At 62.0% G+C, this 16,895-nt stretch carries 14 protein-coding genes; 11 read left to right on the top strand and 3 right to left on the bottom strand.

What is annotated here, in order from left to right:
• Positions 1-39: 39 nt before the first annotated feature.
• The 4 genes from kdpC to PYR71_RS07240 all read left to right on the top strand — a co-directional run bounded on the left by kdpC (position 40) and on the right by PYR71_RS07240 (position 4,812).
• Complete coding sequence (kdpC, locus tag PYR71_RS07255) at positions 40-609, top strand: potassium-transporting ATPase subunit KdpC (protein WP_275618803.1); 570 nt, start codon at positions 40-42, stop codon at positions 607-609.
• A 296-nt stretch (positions 610-905) separates the two neighbouring features.
• A complete protein-coding gene (locus tag PYR71_RS07250) occupies positions 906-3,614 on the top strand; it encodes a sensor histidine kinase (protein ID WP_275618802.1) in 2,709 nt (902 codons plus the stop codon).
• Entirely contained in the window at positions 3,611-4,303 is a 693-nt protein-coding gene (locus PYR71_RS07245; RefSeq protein WP_275618801.1) for a response regulator transcription factor, read from the top strand. Before PYR71_RS07250 ends, PYR71_RS07245 begins: the two co-directional genes overlap by 4 nt.
• 53 nt (positions 4,304-4,356) lie before the next feature.
• The gene (locus PYR71_RS07240) at positions 4,357-4,812 is read left to right on the top strand and encodes a PTS sugar transporter subunit IIA (protein WP_275618800.1); all 456 of its coding nucleotides are present in this window, start codon (positions 4,357-4,359) and stop codon (positions 4,810-4,812) included.
• A gap of 48 nt (positions 4,813-4,860) precedes the next feature.
• On the opposite strand, the gene PYR71_RS07235 is transcribed toward PYR71_RS07240, so the two are convergent.
• Positions 4,861-5,877, bottom strand: coding sequence for a porin (locus PYR71_RS07235; protein WP_275618799.1), 1,017 nt, complete (start codon positions 5,875-5,877; stop codon positions 4,861-4,863).
• A gap of 358 nt (positions 5,878-6,235) precedes the next feature.
• Between PYR71_RS07235 and PYR71_RS07230 the strand changes: the two genes are divergently transcribed.
• From PYR71_RS07230 to PYR71_RS07210, 5 genes are all read left to right on the top strand, one after another.
• Positions 6,236-7,261, top strand: a complete 1,026-nt coding sequence (locus PYR71_RS07230; RefSeq protein ID WP_275618798.1) for a sulfate ABC transporter substrate-binding protein — start codon at positions 6,236-6,238, stop codon at positions 7,259-7,261.
• Positions 7,262-7,269: 8 nt separating this feature from the next.
• Positions 7,270-8,127, top strand: coding sequence for a sulfate ABC transporter permease subunit CysT (cysT, locus tag PYR71_RS07225; protein WP_275618797.1), 858 nt, complete (start codon positions 7,270-7,272; stop codon positions 8,125-8,127).
• On the top strand, positions 8,117-8,989 hold the full coding sequence (cysW, locus tag PYR71_RS07220) for a sulfate ABC transporter permease subunit CysW (protein WP_275618796.1): 873 nt from the start codon (positions 8,117-8,119) through the stop codon (positions 8,987-8,989). The genes cysT and cysW overlap by 11 nt, the downstream gene beginning before the upstream one ends.
• Positions 8,990-8,999: 10 nt before the next feature.
• Positions 9,000-10,040: a sulfate/molybdate ABC transporter ATP-binding protein gene (locus PYR71_RS07215; protein ID WP_275618795.1), complete on the top strand. Its 1,041-nt coding sequence runs from the start codon at positions 9,000-9,002 to the stop codon at positions 10,038-10,040.
• Between the two features lie 232 nt (positions 10,041-10,272).
• Positions 10,273-11,091, top strand: coding sequence for a cell wall hydrolase (locus tag PYR71_RS07210; RefSeq protein ID WP_275618794.1), 819 nt, complete (start codon positions 10,273-10,275; stop codon positions 11,089-11,091).
• Between the two features lie 30 nt (positions 11,092-11,121).
• Here the strand turns inward: PYR71_RS07210 and pepT are convergent, their stop codons facing one another.
• A complete protein-coding gene (pepT, locus tag PYR71_RS07205; RefSeq protein ID WP_275618793.1) occupies positions 11,122-12,354 on the bottom strand; it encodes a peptidase T in 1,233 nt (410 codons plus the stop codon).
• Positions 12,355-12,659: 305 nt separating this feature from the next.
• Here pepT and PYR71_RS07200 point away from each other — a divergent pair, with 305 nt between their 5' ends.
• Together PYR71_RS07200 and ligD (PYR71_RS07195) are read left to right on the top strand one after the other, a co-directional pair.
• Positions 12,660-12,974: a DUF982 domain-containing protein gene (locus tag PYR71_RS07200; protein WP_275618792.1), complete on the top strand. Its 315-nt coding sequence runs from the start codon at positions 12,660-12,662 to the stop codon at positions 12,972-12,974.
• A gap of 173 nt (positions 12,975-13,147) precedes the next feature.
• Complete coding sequence (gene ligD / locus PYR71_RS07195; RefSeq protein WP_275618791.1) at positions 13,148-15,796, top strand: DNA ligase D; 2,649 nt, start codon at positions 13,148-13,150, stop codon at positions 15,794-15,796.
• Positions 15,797-15,830: 34 nt separating this feature from the next.
• Here the strand turns inward: ligD (PYR71_RS07195) and ligD (PYR71_RS07190) are convergent, their stop codons facing one another.
• Positions 15,831-16,892, bottom strand: coding sequence for a non-homologous end-joining DNA ligase (ligD, locus tag PYR71_RS07190; protein WP_275618790.1), 1,062 nt, complete (start codon positions 16,890-16,892; stop codon positions 15,831-15,833).
• Between the last annotated feature and the right edge of the window lie 3 nt (positions 16,893-16,895).

Raw genomic sequence — 16,895 nt, 5'->3', positions numbered from 1 at the left:
GGAACCGGTCTCCACGTGAACTTTCCAAGGAGCAGAACAATGTTGAAAGAATTTCGCCCGGCGGTCGTCATGATCCTTGCCACCACCGTGATCACCGGCCTTCTCTACCCACTCGCCATGACCGGCGCTGCACAGGCCCTGTTCCCCACCCAGGCGAACGGCAGCCTCGTCGAGAAGAACGGCGCGGTGATCGGCTCGACGCTGATCGGCCAGTCTTTCACCAGCGACAAATATTTCCGCGGCCGTCCCTCGGCTGCCGGCGACGGCTACAATGCCGCCGCCTCCAGCGGCTCCAACCTCGGCCCGACCAGCCAGAAGCTGATCGACCGGGTCAAGGGCGACTACGAGGCGGCCAAGGCGGAGAACCCGAATGCGGCGGTGCCCGCCGACCTCGTCACCGCCTCGGGCAGCGGCCTCGATCCCGATATTTCGCCGGAGGCCGCCTATTTCCAGGTGGCACGTGTCGCCAAGGCGCGGAGCCTTGACGAGGCCAAAGTGAAGGCGCTGGTCGACGGCGCCGTTCAAGACCGCGAACTCGGCATTCTCGGCGAACCCACAGTCAATGTTCTGGCGTTGAATCAGAGCCTTGATGCTTCTATGACTGAGTGATGTTCGTTGGCTGGGTGGAGAGTAAGCAGGCGGCCTGATGAGCATCCGAGACGCGGTGCGCTTGCTGGCCGGGGCGCCTTTGGCGAGAAGGCCAACCCCGCCCTCCGTCATGCTCGGCTCAAGGCCGAGCATGACGGAGGGCGGGGCGGGCTTAAGGAGCTATTCGCAGCTAGAGGCCCTGGATGCCTTCCGCCAACTGAGCCAAGCGACGTCGGCCCGTCGGCTGAAGTGATTTAACGAGGGGTCGCGAGGAGAACCCATCCTCAAGCACAGGTATCTGCAGAAAGACCACACGCATGCCAGACGACAATCGCGACCCGGCCGGCAGGCCCTCGCCCGACGCGCTTCTCGAAAAAGCCCGGGCGGAAACGCGCGGCCGTCTGAAGATTTTCCTCGGCGCCGCCCCCGGTGTCGGCAAGACCTACGAGATGCTGATCTCCGGCCGCGCCAAGATCGCCGATGGTCTCGACGTCGTCATCGGCGTCGTCGAAACCCATGGCCGCAAGGAGACGGAGGCGCTCGTCGCCGGCTTCGAGATCATTCCCCGCGTCGAAATCGACTATAAGGGCCGGCTGCTCGAGGAAATGGACCTCGACGGCATCCTCGCCCGCCGGCCGGATCTCGTGCTCGTCGACGAACTCGCCCACACCAATGCCGAGGGCAGCCGCCACCCGAAGCGTTACCTCGACGTCAAGGAGCTGCTCGATCGCGGCATCGACGTCTATACGACGCTCAACATCCAGCATGTCGAGAGCCTGAACGACGTCGTCTCGCAGATCACCCGCATCCGGGTGCGCGAGACGGTGCCGGATTCGATCATCGATCTTGCCGACGATGTCGAGATCATCGATCTGACGCCGGACGATCTGATCAAGCGCCTGCATGACGGCAAGGTCTACATGCCGCGCACGGCCGAGCGGGCGCTGACCAATTATTTCACGCCGGGCAACCTGACGGCGCTCCGCGAGCTGGCGCTGCGCAAGACCGCCCAGTGCGTCGACGACCAGTTGCTGACCCACATGCAGGCTCACGCCATATCGGGCCCCTGGGCGGCGGGCGAACGCGTTCTCGTCTCCGTCGATCATCACCCGCGCTCGGCCTCTCTGGTGCGCTATGCCTCGCGCATGGCCTCGCGGCTGCGGGCGCCCTGGGCCGCCGTCTATATCGAGACCAACCACTCGATCAACCTCAGCGAAGCCGAGCGCGATACGATCGCCGCCACCCTACGGCTTGCCGAACAGCTCGGCGGCGAGGCAATCACCATTCCTGGCCGAGAGGTGGCCGAGGAGCTCGTCCGCCATGCCACCGCCAACAACGTGACCCACATCGTCATCGGCGCCCCGAAGAAGCCGACCTGGCGCGACTGGTGGGGCCGCTCGATCACCGACGAGCTGATCCGCAAGACAGGTGAGATCAGCGTCCATGTCATCTCGGGCACCGAGAAGGACGGCACCACCGCGCGCGGGATCAAGGCCGCCGCCGCCGCGCCGCAACTGGATTTCCGGGCCTATCTGCTGGCGACCGGTTATGTCGCCATCGCGCTGGGCGTCAGCATCGTCCTCGACCAAGTGCTTGACGTGCGCAACCTCGCCCTGGTCTTTCTGATGGCGGTGCTGACCTCCGCCGTCCTCAACGGCCTGCGGCCGGCGCTCTACAGCTGCATTCTCGGCGCGCTATCCTTCAACTTCTTCTTCCTGCCGCCGCGCTACACGCTGACGATCAGCGATCCGGAAAGCGTGCTCGCTTTCTTCTTCTTCCTCGGCGTCGCCATTATCGCCAGCAACCTGACCGCGACCGTGCAGCGCCAGGCTGCCGCCGCCCGGCAGCGGGCGCGTACGACGGAAGATCTCTATCTCTTCTCGAAAAAGCTCGCGGGCACCGGCACGCTCGACGACGTGCTCTGGGCGACGGCCTTCCAACTCGCCTCGATGCTGAAGGTTCGCGTCGTGCTGCTGCTGCCCGAGGAAGGCACTATCGCCGTCAAGGCCGGCTATCCGCCCGACGATACGCTCGACGATGCCGATATCGCCGCTGCCCGCTGGGCCTGGGAGCACAATCACGCCGCCGGCCGCGGTGCCGACACCCTGCCCGGCGCCAAGCGCCTGTATGTGCCGCTCCGAACCGGGCGCACCGCCGTCGGCGTCATCGGCCTCGACAGCGACCGCCGCGACGGGCCGCTGCTGACGCCCGAGCAGCAGCGGCTGCTCGATGCGCTGGCCGACCAGGCAGCCCTTGCCATCGAACGCGTCCAGCTCGTCGCCGACGTCGACCGGGCAAGACTTGCGGCTGAAGCCGACCGGCTGCGCTCGGCCCTGCTCACCTCGATCTCGCATGATCTGAAGACGCCGCTTGCCGCCATCCTCGGCGCCGCCGGCACGCTGCGCGATTATTTCGCCTCGATGCCGGAGGAGGATCGCGCTGACCTGCTTTCCACCGTCGTCGACGAATCGGAGCGTCTCAACCGTTTCATCGCCAATCTGCTCGACATGACCAAGATCGAGTCCGGCGCAATGGAGCCGAACTCTGCGCTGCACTATGCCGGCGATATCGTCGGCAGCGCGCTGGCCCGCGCCGCAAAGATCCTGGAGCATCACAAGACCGAGATGAGCATCCCCGCCGAGCTGCCGATGGTGCGGGTCGATCCTGTCCTGTTCGAGCAGGTGATCTTCAACCTGCTCGACAATGCCGCCAAATACGCGCCTGCGGGATCGGTGATCCAAATCGAAGGCTGGGCCGATGCCGACAATGTCGTCGTGCAGGTCTCGGACGAAGGCCCGGGCATTCCGCCGCCCGACTTTGCCCGCGTCTTCGACACTTTCTACCGGGTCCGCAAGGGCGACCAGGTGCGCGCCGGCACCGGGCTTGGCCTGTCCATCTGCCGCGGCTTCATCGAGGCGATGGGCGGCACGATCGCGGCCGGAAACCGGAGGGGACGCCCGGGCGCCGTCTTCACCATCCGCCTGCCGAAACCCAACGACATTCCGAAACTGGATGAACTCAAATGACCGGTTCAGCCGTCAAAATCCTCGTCGTCGACGACGAGCCTCCGATCCGCAAGCTGCTCCGCGTCGGCCTGACCGCGCAGGGCTATGACGTGCAGGAGGCGCCGAATGCCGAGAGCGCCCGCCAGTCGGTCGCCGACGACATGCCCGACCTCGTCGTGCTCGACCTTGGCCTGCCCGACACGCCGGGCCATGACCTCTTGCAGGAGTGGCGCGGCGGAGGGCTTTCCATGCCTGTTGTCATCCTGTCCAGCCGCACCGACGAGGCCGGCATCGTCAAGGCGCTGGAAAGCGGCGCCGACGATTATGTCACCAAGCCCTTCGGCATCAACGAGCTCGGCGCCCGTATCCGGGTGGCGCTGCGTCACAGACTGCAGCAACAGGGGGAAAAGGCGATCTTCCAGACCGGCGGGCTGTCGATCGACCTCGTCAAGCGTATCGTCAAGGTCGACGGCGAGGAACTAAAACTGTCGCCGAAAGAATACGACATTCTGCGCGTGCTGGCCCAGCATGCGGGCAAGGTGCTGACCCACCAGTTTCTGTTGAAGCAGGTATGGGGGCCGGCGGCTGACGTGCAATATCTGCGCGTCTACATCAGACAGATCAGGCAAAAGGTCGAGAAAATTCCGGATCAGCCGCACTATATTACCACCGAGACCGGAGTCGGCTACCGGCTCAGGGAACCGGACTGACATCCCTCCCCTTCCCCGTTGCTGACCTTCGAGCCGACTATATCGAGAATGACATGAACCTTCCCAACATCATCCGGCCGGAACACACTTTCATCGGCGTGTCGGCTCCGGCGAAATGGCGAGCGCTGCAGACCATCGCGGACAAGGCGGCCATGGCCTTTTCCGTCGACGCGCAGATCATTCTGAAGGCGCTCGAAGCCCGTGAAAAGCTTGGCTCCACCGGGATCGGCAACGGCATCGCCATTCCGCATGCGGCGATCGAGACCATGAGCAGCCCGCGCGGTCTGCTCATCCGCTTTTCCCGGCCGCTGGATTTCGAGCCGATCGACGATATCCCGGCCGACATCGCCGTGGTGCTGCTTTTCGGGGAGGACAACCGCGGCGAATATCTGAACGTGCTGTCCGCCATCGCCCGGCGGCTGCAATCGGACGACGTACTCGCCGCCATGCGCAAGGCAAGGACGGCCGACGAATTCTATTCCGATTTCATCTCCGACCCGCGGACATGAAAAAGGCGCGGCCCGAAGGCCGCGCCGCTCGTCTGCAATCAGGCGATCTTAGAAATCGCGCTGGAAGCGCAGGAAGCCGAAGACTTCGTCGTCGCCTTCGTCCTCATCGTGATACTGCACGCTCAGCTTCGAACGCAGGTCTTCGACGATCTGGTAGTCGATCGTGACACCGGTCGTGTAGGCGCTACCGCCGGTGAAGCCATTGCCGTCAGCCTCGAGAGCGATGTTTTCGAAGTACTGGAAGCCGGGGGTGACCGACCACTTGTCGTTGATCTTCAAGGCATATTCTGCTGCGATCGTCCACTCGGACTCTTCGTAGTAGTAGTTGGCGCCGCTTGCCCAGATGCCGGCGATGCCGAGCGTGCCCGGACCGATGTCGGCATAAACGATGCCGCGGACGGCGACTTCGCTGGTGTCGGTGTCATAACCGGCAAGCAGGTAAGCGCTGATGGCGCCGGCCTTGTAGGAAACCTGGCCTGCGACACCGAAGTTGTTCGGGCCTTCGCCCGGCTTGGTGGCATAGTCTTCTTCCAGCTCGTCGACCGAGAGGCCGGCGGCGAAAGCGCCATTCTCGTACTGATAACGGATCGAGTTGTGGGTTGTCTCGTTGCTGGCGAGCGTATCGGTCTCGCCACTCATGTCGTCATCCCACCAGCTATAGAGCTTACCGACGCGGAAGCCGGCGATATCGAGATAGCCTTCGTCCAGCAGCGCTTCCTGATCGGAGGCGTTGTCGGCATTGTAGCGCAGGGTCATGACGCCGGTCAGCGTGCCGAACTCGGTGTCGTTCTTGGCCTGGAAGGTGACCTGACCGCGGGTCCAGAAGTTTACGTCGGAATCGCCGGAAATGTTGTCACCGAAGCGCACTTCGGTACGGATGTAGCCGCCGATCGAAAGGCATGTTTCCGTTCCCGGAATATAAAAATAGCCGGTGCCGTAGGCGTCGCAAACGCGAACATATTCCACGGGCTCGGGTTCCGCCGCCACGATGGCGTCGGCTGCGCGTGCTCCGGAGGCCGCGGCAAGGGCGGCAACGGAGGCAAACAGGATAGTTCTGATAGTCATTTTGAATGGCCCTAACAGGTTGGAATGCGAGGCGCATTTCAAGGGATGCCCCCACGTAGCGGCCGGCAAATACGACCGCACTGCCGCCATATAGGAATCCGCAAATGTCATCGCGGCAGAATCCGGGCAAAAATCAGCATCGCCCGCGTCTGTTGTGGAGAAACTGTGGCCAAAAAAACACGGTTTCGCGGCAGGGTGGCGGCAACGGCCCCGATTGGCCGCGGCCAACTCCGGCATCTCCATTTCAAAATCTCCCTTGAAATGGAATGACATTCTAACTGGCCCGGCAGAACCGGAAGATGTTTCGTTTCATTATACGACTAACTTGATAGAGTAAGACATAAACAGGAGGGTTCCCATGCAGACACAACGGCTCACCCGGCTCCTCGCGGCTGCGGTCATGGCGGGCAGCTTCGCGATCGGCAGCATTGCTCCGGCCTTCGCGGATCAGACGCTTCTTAACGTTTCCTATGATCCAACCCGGGAATTGTATAAGGATTTCAACGCCGCCTTTGCCGCCAAGTGGCAGAAGGACAGCGGTGAAGCCGTGACCATCAAAGCGTCTCATGGCGGTTCGGGCGCCCAGGCGCGCTCCGTCATCGATGGCCTCGACGCCGATGTCGTGACACTGGCGCTCGAAGGCGATATCGACGCCATCGCCAAGGCGACCGGCAAGATCCCGGCAGACTGGAAGACGAAGCTTCCGAACAATTCAACGCCCTACACCTCAACGATCGTCTTCCTCGTCCGCAAAGGCAATCCGAAGGGCATCAAGGATTGGGGCGATCTGATCAAGGATGACGTGCAGGTGATCACCCCGAACCCGAAGACCTCAGGCGGAGCGCGATGGAACTTCCTCGCCGCCTGGGCATGGGCCAAGCAGGCGAATGGTGGCGATGACGCCAAGGCGCAGGATTACGTGACGAAACTGCTGCAGCACGTTCCCGTCCTCGATACCGGCGCGCGCGGCGCCACGACCACCTTCGTTCAGCGCGGCCTTGGCGACGTGCTGCTCGCCTGGGAAAACGAAGCCTATCTTTCGCTCGAAGAGCTCGGCCCCGACCAGTTCGAGATCGTAACACCGAGTTTCTCCATCCGCGCCGACCCGCCGGTCGCCGTCGTCGACGGCAATGTCGACAAGAAGGGCACGCGAAAGGTCGCCGAAGCTTATCTCAACTACCTCTATTCGGACGAGGGCCAGAAAATTGCCGCCAAGCACTATTACCGGCCGATCAAGCCCGAAGCCGCCGATCCGGCCGACATCGCCCGCTTCCCGAAGCTGACACTTGCCACCATCGACGATTTCGGCGGTTGGAAGGAAGCGCAGCCGAAATTCTTCGGCGACGGCGGCGTATTTGACCAAATCTACGAGCCGGCTCAATAATAGACTTCATGAAAGCACATAGCCCCACGCGGTGGCGGTTCAGGCGGCCGAGCGTCATTCCGGGTTTCGGAATGGCGCTCGGCCTTACCTTGACCTGGCTCACCCTTCTGATCCTCATTCCGCTCTCCGGCCTTGCCGTCCGGTCGAGCGCACTCGGCTGGGAGAAATTCTGGTCGATCGCGCTCGATCCGCGCACGCTGAACGCGTTGCGCATCAGCTTCGGCAGCGCCTTCATCGCCGCGGTCGTCAATGCCGTCTTTGGCATCATCCTCGCCTGGGTGTTGGTGCGCTACCGCTTCCCGGGCAAGCGCGTCATTGATGCCATGGTCGACCTGCCCTTCGCACTGCCGACCGCGGTTGCCGGCATCGCGCTGACGACGCTCTATGCGCCGAACGGCTGGGTCGGCCAATTCCTGACGCCGCTCGGCATCAAGATCGCCTTCACGCCGGCCGGCATCGTCGTGGCGCTGATCTTCGTCGGCCTCCCCTTCGTCGTGCGCACCGTGCAGCCGGTCATGGAGGAAATCGACAAGGAGGTCGAGGAGGCCGCCGCGACGCTCGGTGCCAATCGCTTCCAGACGATTTTCCGTGTCCTGCTGCCGGGGCTGGCGCCGGCCGTGCTCACCGGCTTCGCGCTCGCCTTTGCCCGCGGCGTTGGCGAATATGGTTCGGTCATCTTCATCGCCGGCAACTTGCCGTTCAAATCGGAGATCGCGCCGCTGCTGATCATCATCAAACTCGAAGAATATAATTACGCGGCGGCGACCGGCATTGCGGCGATCATGCTGATCCTCTCCTTCACCATGCTGCTCGTCATCAACCTCATCCAGAGCTGGAGCAGGCGGAGGTACGGCTATGGCGCTTGATACGATCGCGCAACCCGCTAAGCTGCGTTCGGTGACAACGGAACACCGGATCGCGCGCTACAGCCTGATCATTCTGTCGCTGATCTTCCTGCTGCTGATCCTGCTGCTGCCCCTTGCCGCCGTCTTCGTCGAAGCCTTCCGCAAGGGGGCCGGCCCCTTCATAGAAGCGCTGCAGGATGCGGAGACCTTCTCGGCGATCCGCCTGACGCTGATCGTCGCCGGCGTCAGCGTGCCACTCAATCTCGTCTTCGGCGTCGCCGCCGCCTGGGCGATCGCCAAGTTCGAGTTCAAGGGCAAGGCCTTCCTGACGACGCTGATCGACCTGCCCTTCTCGGTCTCCCCCGTCATCTCCGGCCTGGTCTTCGTCCTTCTCTTCGGCGCCAATACGTGGCTTGGTCAGTGGCTCAGCGCCCATGACATCAAAATCCTGTTCGCCGTGCCGGGGCTGATCCTCGCGACCATGTTCGTTACTTTCCCCTTCGTCGCCCGCGAACTAATCCCGCTGATGCAGGAACAGGGAACGGCGGACGAGGAGGCAGCCCTTTCGCTCGGCGCCAGCGGCTGGCAGACCTTCTGGCATGTAACGCTGCCGAACATCAAATGGGGCCTGCTTTATGGCGTGCTGCTGTGCAACGCCCGCGCCATGGGCGAGTTCGGCGCCGTCTCGGTGGTATCAGGCCATATTCGCGGCCAGACCAACACCATGCCGCTGCAGGTCGAGATTCTCTATAACGAATATAATTTCACCGGCGCTTTCGCCGTGGCCACGCTTTTGGCCTTGCTCGCGCTCGTGACTCTTGTTTTGAAGACGCTGCTGGAAATGCGTTACAGCGCGGAGATCTCCGCCAGCCGGCGGCACTGAAGGATTTGCAATGGAAGTACGCGTTCAAAACATTCGCAAGGAATTCGAGCGGTTTCCGGCACTGCACGATGTCTCGCTCGACATCCGCTCCGGCGAGCTGATCGCCCTGCTCGGTCCTTCGGGTTCCGGCAAGACGACATTGCTGCGCCTGATCGCCGGCCTGGAAAGTCCGACGGAGGGGCAGATCTTCTTCGGCGACGAGGACGCTTCGAAAAAATCAGTGCAGCAGCGCAATATCGGCTTCGTCTTCCAGCATTATGCCCTCTTCCGCTACATGACGGTGCTCGACAACGTCTCCTTCGGCCTTAGGGTCAGAAGCGGCGCCCGGCGTCCGGCGAAGGCCGATATCCGCCGGCGGGCGCTGGAGCTGCTCGATCTCGTGCAGCTTTCCGGCCTTGAAACACGTTATCCGGCGCAGCTTTCCGGCGGCCAACGCCAGCGGGTGGCGCTCGCCCGCGCCATGGCCGTCGAACCGAACGTGCTGCTGCTTGATGAACCCTTCGGCGCGCTCGACGCTCAGGTCCGCAAGGACCTGCGCAAATGGCTGCGCGAGATCCACGACCGCACCGGCCACACCACGGTTTTCGTCACCCACGACCAGGATGAGGCGCTGGAGCTTGCCGACCGCGTCGTCGTCATGAGCCAGGGCGCGATCGAACAGGTCGGTACGCCGGATGAGGTCTACGACTATCCCAACTCTCCCTTCGTCTTCGGCTTCATCGGCCAGTCGAACTGCCTGCAGGTCGAGATATCGGACGGCGACATCCGCTTCGAAGGCCGCTCGCTCGGCCTCAATGCCGAAGGCGAGCCGGAGGGACCGGCGCAGCTCTACTTCCGCCCGCATGATGTCAGGCTCTGCGAATCGGCGGAAAACTGCATTGCCGGCCAGCCGGTCTCCAGCCGCCGCGTCGCCGGTACGCGCCACATCGAACTCGATATCGGCAATGACCGGCCAAATATCGAAATCGAGCTGCCGCCGAGCGAGGCCGACAGGCTCGACCGCAACCGCGTCGCGTTCAAGCCGACCCGCTGGAAGCTGTTTCGCAGCTGATCTCGATTGCGAGCGTCTTCCTGACGCGCGCACGGCGCCTTGCTTAATATCTCGTTAACCCTTCGGATTTATGCAGCAGTGGGCTGCAGGATCGACGCCGCAATCGCATTTGACGCGAGTCCTTCCAGCCTTTTGTTATCTAAGGTTGTTTGAATTTCATTCATATGACGAGTAAAAGATTTTTCGCGTTAATCATAAAGGGCTGGACTAATCCCATAGGAGGCACCTGGCGTTGAGGGCGGAGATTTCCTTTGGAAAATCCCTGATCGGGATTTTATTCGTAGGACTGGCGGCCGCAGGCTGCACCACAACACCGAAGCCGGCGACGACGCCGGCAAAGACAAAACAGGCTCAAGCGGCGAAAGTCACTTTCAATTATACCGCCAAGGATCGCGACTGCCTGAAGCGCGCGATGTATTTCGAATCGCAGCATTCCGACGAGGATGGTTATCTGGCCGTCGGCACCGTCGTCATGAACAGGCTGACGTCGGGCGCCTATCCACCGTCGATCTGCGGTGTTGTCGCCCAGGAGAAGCAGTTTGCGCCTGGGGTCATGACGCGGGAAGTCAAGCCGCAGGCCGAACCAGAACTCGCCACGGCGGCCGATGCGATCCTGCTGAAGGGTGCGCGCCATCCGGCGGTGAAGGATGCGATGTTCTTCCACACCGACGGTTTGAAATTCCCCTATGACAACATGCACTATGTGACGGTCGCCGGCGGCAACGCCTTCTACGAGAAGCGCGACTCCAACGGAATGCTCGAAACGCCGCCGCCGCTGCCCTCCTACGAAGTGGCGATGAATTATGTGCCCGGCGAAAGCATGCTGCCGCCGCAGTTCGACGCGCTGATCCCTTCGGCCGTTCCCGTTCCTCTGCCGGCGCCCGATCCCATGGCCACGGCGAGCACGGCGCCGATGCGGATAACCGCGCCGGTGACCCCGCCGGAACCCTCGATCGCGCCCGAGCCGGGAATGCCGATCGCCATCCCCACGCCCCGTCCCGCCTATGATAGCGTGATGCTACGCGGCGAGTTCCCGGTAAATGGTGGCTGAAACTGGATTTCGTTCAGCAGGAAGAGCGCCTTAAGCGCGCTCTTCCCAGATCTTCGCAAGCTCCACGATCGTTGCGACCGCTTTTTCCATATCCTGGCGACTCACCCATTCGAGCGGTGAGTGGAAGGCATGGCCGCCGGCAAAAATGTTCGGGCACGGCAGCCCCATGAAGGAAAGGCGCGAGCCGTCCGTGCCGCCGCGAATGCTGCCGCGCACCGGCGTCATGCCGGCACGACGCACGGCTTCAAGCGCGTTCTCGACAATCTCCGGATGGCGGTCGAGCACCGTCTTCATGTTGCGATATTGTTCCGACACCTGGAAATGGTAGGTCGAGCCGGGATAGGCCGACATCACCTCCTTGACGATGGTTTCGAGCATCGCCTCTTTTTCCACGAGGCCCGCCTCGGTGAAATCGCGGATGATGAAGCTCAGCGACGCCTTCTCCATCGAGCCGGTCACCCCGACCGGATGGATGAAGCCCTGCTTGCCCTCGGTCGTCTCCGGCGCCAGGTCATTCGGCAGCCGGTCGATGATGGCGCCGGCGATCTTGATGGCATTTTCCATACGGTCCTTGGCGAAGCCCGGATGGATTGGCACGCCTGTTATGCTGATCTCGACGCCGTCTGCCGAGAAGGTTTCGTCCTCGATGTGACCCGCCGTCTCGCCGTCCATCGTATAGGCGAAGTCTGCTCCGAGTTTACCCAGATCGACCTTGTTGACGCCGCGGCCGACCTCTTCGTCTGGCGTGAACAGGATCTTGATCGCTCCGTGCCGGATATCGGGATTGTCGACAAGGATCTGAGCCGCAGTCATGATTTCCGCCAGTCCCGCCTTGTCGTCGGCGCCGAGCAATGTCGTTCCATCGGTCGTGACGATGTCGTTGCCGATCTGGTTGCTGAGCTCGGGATGCTCGGCGACGCGGATCACCCGGCTAGAATCCCCGACAAGCCTGATATCGCCGCCCGCATAATTCCTGACGATCTGCGGCTTGACGTTGGTGCCGCTGAAGTCGGGCGCCGTGTCCATATGCGAACAGAAACAGATAACCGGCACTGTTTTGTCGCTATTGGCCGGAATGGTCGCATAGACATAGCCATGCTCATCGAGATGGGCGTCGGAGAGCCCAATCCGCAGCAGTTCATCGACGAGCAGCCGCCCGAGATCCTTCTGCTTCTCGGTGGTCGGCTGCGTCGATGAAGAGGGATCGGATTGGGTGTCGATAACGACATAACGAAGAAAACGGTCGAGAACGGTGTCGGTCATTTCAATCCAGTCCAGTGAGATCACCAGAGGATATAGCCCTCCCGGGCGAAGCGGCAAAAGATTTTTGCGCTCGGCGATGGTGCTGGGACGGCGTTTCACTGAGGAGCCGGGATGACCTGGCTCCCCGAGCGTCCAGCCGCGGCGCTATTGCAATCTTTCTCTCGCATCCAACGGCGGCAGGCGGAATTTGTCCTGAAGGCAGCATCCGACTCACTCCATTAACGGAATATCGCTGCGGTCTTGAACAGCCGGAAGCCATTTCCAATATTCTTGGGGATCAAGCTGGCATCGAAAGGAGGAAGAAAATGCCGCTGAACGATGTGCTCTGGACTCGTCCAGTGACGGTCCGGCTGCAGTGCGGCCTGGAACGAACTTTTACGAGCGTCTATGATGCCTTGGATTTCCTGGAAAACGAATGGCCATTGGGCCACGGAGAGCGCCACCAGCGAGCTGTCAAGACCTGTCGCGGCGCTCTAAACCGGGTTATTGCCCCGTTGATCGCGCGGGAGGCTTTCATGGCCGCGTGCGTCGAAGCCGGCATGCCGGCAGTCGTGGCACCCTGGCAGGTGCAGGCCACCCGCCGCCCGGCGCGGCCCACGCGTGTCGCCGCACTCCGCTAAAGGTCAAGGGTGCGCAGGTCACGTCGGGATCCGGACTTCGAGATATTGGTCGCGCGGCCCCGGAAGGAGCCGCGCCAGCTCAAAACCCGAGGCACCTCGATCTCCTTCGCCTTCTGCGGCTGGAACAACGATCACCGCTATTTCGTTTGAGGAACGAATGTCCGGGAACAGCCATGGCCAGCGACAAGCTATCAACCTACCGATCAAAACGCGACTTTCAGAAGACCGCTGAGCCCAGCGGCGAGCGGTCCCTCAAACAGAGCAACCGCCGTCGCTTTGTCATCCAGAAGCATGATGCGACACGGCTGCACTACGACCTGCGGCTCGAGCTCGACGGCGTGTTCAAGAGCTGGGCAGTCACCAAAGGGCCATCGCTCGATCCGCATGACAAGCGGCTGGCGGTCGAGGTCGAGGACCATCCGCTCGACTATGGCGACTTCGAAGGCACTATTCCGAAAGGCCAGTATGGCGGCGGCACGGTCATGCTGTGGGATCGCGGCTATTGGGAACCGGAGGGGAAGAAGAGCCCGGAGCAGGCGCTTTCCAAGGGCGATTTCAAGTTCACGCTCGAAGGCGAGCGCCTGCATGGGAGCTTCGTGCTGGTGCGCATGCGCAACGATCGCGAGCGCAGCAAGCGTACCAACTGGCTGTTGATCAAGCATCATGACGAGTTCTCCGTTGAGGAGAACGGTGCTGCCATCCTCGAAGACAACGTCACCTCGGTGGCCTCAGGCCGCAGCATGGAAATGATCGCAGCCGGCAAGGGGCGCAAGCCGAAACCGTTCATGGTGGAGGGCGGAAAGGTCCAGGCTGACGCCGTCTGGGACAGCAATCACGGATTGGCCGCCGAGGAGCGGCAGTCGGAGGCGAGTGCGGGAAAGCGCGCCGGTACTGCGACGGCGGTTGATCTTCCCGATTTCATCGCGCCGCAACTCTGCGAGAAGGTCGAGCGACCGCCCGGTGGGGACGGTTGGATCCATGAGATCAAGTTCGACGGTTACCGCATTCAAATGCGCGTGCTCGATGGCGAAGTCACCTTGAAGACCAGGAAAGGCCTCGACTGGACGGCCAAGTACCCCGAAATCGCCGAGGCGGCGTCTGCGCTTCCGGATTGTATCGTCGATGGCGAGATTTGCGCTCTCGACGAGCAAGGTGCACCTAACTTCGCGGCACTGCAGGCGGCGCTATCGGAGGGCAAGACAGCCAGTCTCGTCTACTTCGCCTTCGACCTGCTCTATGACGGCGGCGAGGATCTCCGTTCGAGGCCCCTGATCGAGCGAAAGAGGCGATTGCAGGAGCTCCTCACCGAGGCCGGCAACGATCCTCGGATCCGCTACGTCGAACATTTCGAGACCGGCGGTGACGCCGTCCTCAGATCGGCCTGCAAGCTCTCGCTGGAAGGCATCATCTCAAAACAGTCAGATGCCCCCTATCAATCCGGACGGACGGAAAGCTGGGCGAAGTCGAAATGCCGGGCGGGGCACGAGGTGGTGATCGGCGCCTACGCCAAGACCAACGGCGGGTTTCGTTCCCTTCTCGCGGGTGTTTTTCGCGGCGATCATTTTGTCTATGTCGGCCGTGTCGGAACCGGCTACGGCGCCAAGAAAGTCGAAACGTTGCTTCCAAAACTGAAGGCGCTGGAGACGGCGAGATCGCCCTTCACGGGTATCGGTGCTCCGAAGAAGCAGGCCGAGGTCGTCTGGGTGAAGCCCGAGCTTGTCGCCGAAATCGAATTCGAGGGGTGGACCGCGGACGGTCTCGTCCGCCAAGCAGCCTTCAAAGGATTGCGCGAAGATAAGCCGGCTAGGGAAGTCGAGGCGGAGCCACCCGTAAGACCCGCCAAAGCGGACATCGCGGAGCCGGTTCCGAAGGCCAGGCAAACACCGGCGCGCCGTAAGGGTGCGAAGGCTGATGTCATGGGAGTGCTCATCTCAAACCCGGACAAACCATTATGGCCGGAAGCCAACGGCAGCGCCCCGGTCACGAAGGAAGAATTGGCGGGCTATTACGAGGCAGTCGGCGACTGGATGATCGACCACATCAAGGGCAGGCCCTGCTCTATCATCCGCGCCCCTGATGGAATTGGCGGCGAGCAGTTCTTTCAGCGCCATGCGATGCCGGGACAATCGAACTTGCTCGACCTGGTCAAGGTATTCGGGGACAAAAAGCCATACCTGCAGATCGATCGCATCGAAGGCCTTGCCGCGGTCGCCCAGATCGCGGCGGTCGAACTCCATCCGTGGAACTGCGAACCCGGTCAACCGGAAGTTCCAGGTCGTCTGGTATTCGACCTCGATCCCGGGCCTGACGTTCCCTTTGCCACGGTCGTTGCCGCTGCCCGCGAAATGCACGATCGGCTGGAAGACCTCGGACTGATCAGCTTTTGCAAGACGACGGGCGGCAAGGGCCTGCATGTCGTGACCCCGCTTGCAGTCAATAAGCGCAAGCCGCTGTCTTGGCCCGAGGCAAAGGCCTTCGCGCACGACGTCTGCCAGCAGATGGCCCGGAACAACCCCGATCTCTACCTTATCAAGATGACGAAGAGCCTGAGGGGCGGTCGCATTTTCCTCGATTACCTGCGCAATGATCGCATGGCGACGGCCGTAGCGCCGCTTTCCCCTCGAGCCCGCCCCGGTGCGACGGTATCGATGCCTCTGACGTGGACGCAGGTGAAATCAGACCTCGACCCTAAAAGGTTCACCATCCGAACCGTGCCTGCCTTGCTATCGAAGTCGTCCGCCTGGAAGGATTATTGCGAGGGGCAGCGTCCCTTGGAGCAGGCGATTAAAAGGCTCGGCCGCGCCGGCAAGCATGCCGCGTGACCAGGAGCCGGGCAGCTCGCGGCCCTGAATGACTTCATCTGATCGCAGCCGGGCCGTCAGCCATATCGAAGACGGCAGCATTATCCTGGATCTCGCGGAGCCCCTTATATGAGGGGTGGCGTAGGCTGCCCTCACGCGTCCAGCCGCGAAACTCGATTTCGGCGATGAGGGTCGGTTGCGAAAAAACAAGCCGCTTCCCTTTCAGCGGCACGACGGGTTTTTTCGTTTGGAGACGGTTCAGCGTCTTGCGCAAATATTCCGCCTCGGTTCGATTGAACCCCGTGCCGACGGACCCGACATAGATCCAGTCGTGACCCTTTCGACCCGCAAGCAACAGACTCCCGAGCCCGCCGCGGGTGCTGGCAGATTCCTCGTAACCGACGATCATGAAGCTGTCGCTCTGAACACATTTGATCTTCAGCCAGTCCCCGAGGCGGCCACTCCGATAAGGACTGTCCCTGCGTTTTGCGATGATGCCTTCCAGGCCCAGACGGCATGCGTGCTCGAGCAGTTCCTCGCCACCCCAATCCAGTTCGTGCGAGAACCGAATGGCGCCACTGGTCTCGGGGATCAGATCTTCCAGTAAATGACGGCGCACCGACAGTTCCGTGCGCGTCAGGTCGTGACCGTCGAGATACAACAGATCGAAGGCGTAGAATATGGATTCGGTTGAGATCCGCTTGCCGCCCCTGCCGCCGAGCGAGCGCTGCAACGCTCCAAAGTCCGAGCGACCCTCTTCATCGAGGACGACGGCTTCTCCGTCGAGAATGCAGCTCGACACACCGAGTTCTCTTGCCCCTGCGGCGATCGTCGGAAATCGTTGGGTCCAGTCATGGCCGCCACGAGTGAGAATGCGAATGCCCTTTGGTTCGATGTGGAGCGCCAATCGGTAACCGTCCCACTTCACCTCATAAAGCCAATCCGGCCCTTGCGGCACCGTCTGCTTCAGCAGCGCCAGGCATGGCTCCACTCTGGACGGCATTGCATCGAACGGCAGGTTTGGCTGATCCGGATCACGCCGACGGACAGGTCGCGATTGTATCGAAGAACTGGAGTCTCGAAGGAGGGGGGCGGAAGGGCGCCGGGGTCTGGTCATCAC

Origin of the sequence: Rhizobium mulingense (genome assembly GCF_029194105.1) — a bacterium.
GTDB lineage: Bacteria > Pseudomonadota > Alphaproteobacteria > Rhizobiales > Rhizobiaceae > Rhizobium > Rhizobium mulingense.
The sequence above is the reverse complement of the archived record's forward strand: the minus strand, read 5'-3'. Positions and strand labels throughout refer to the sequence as shown.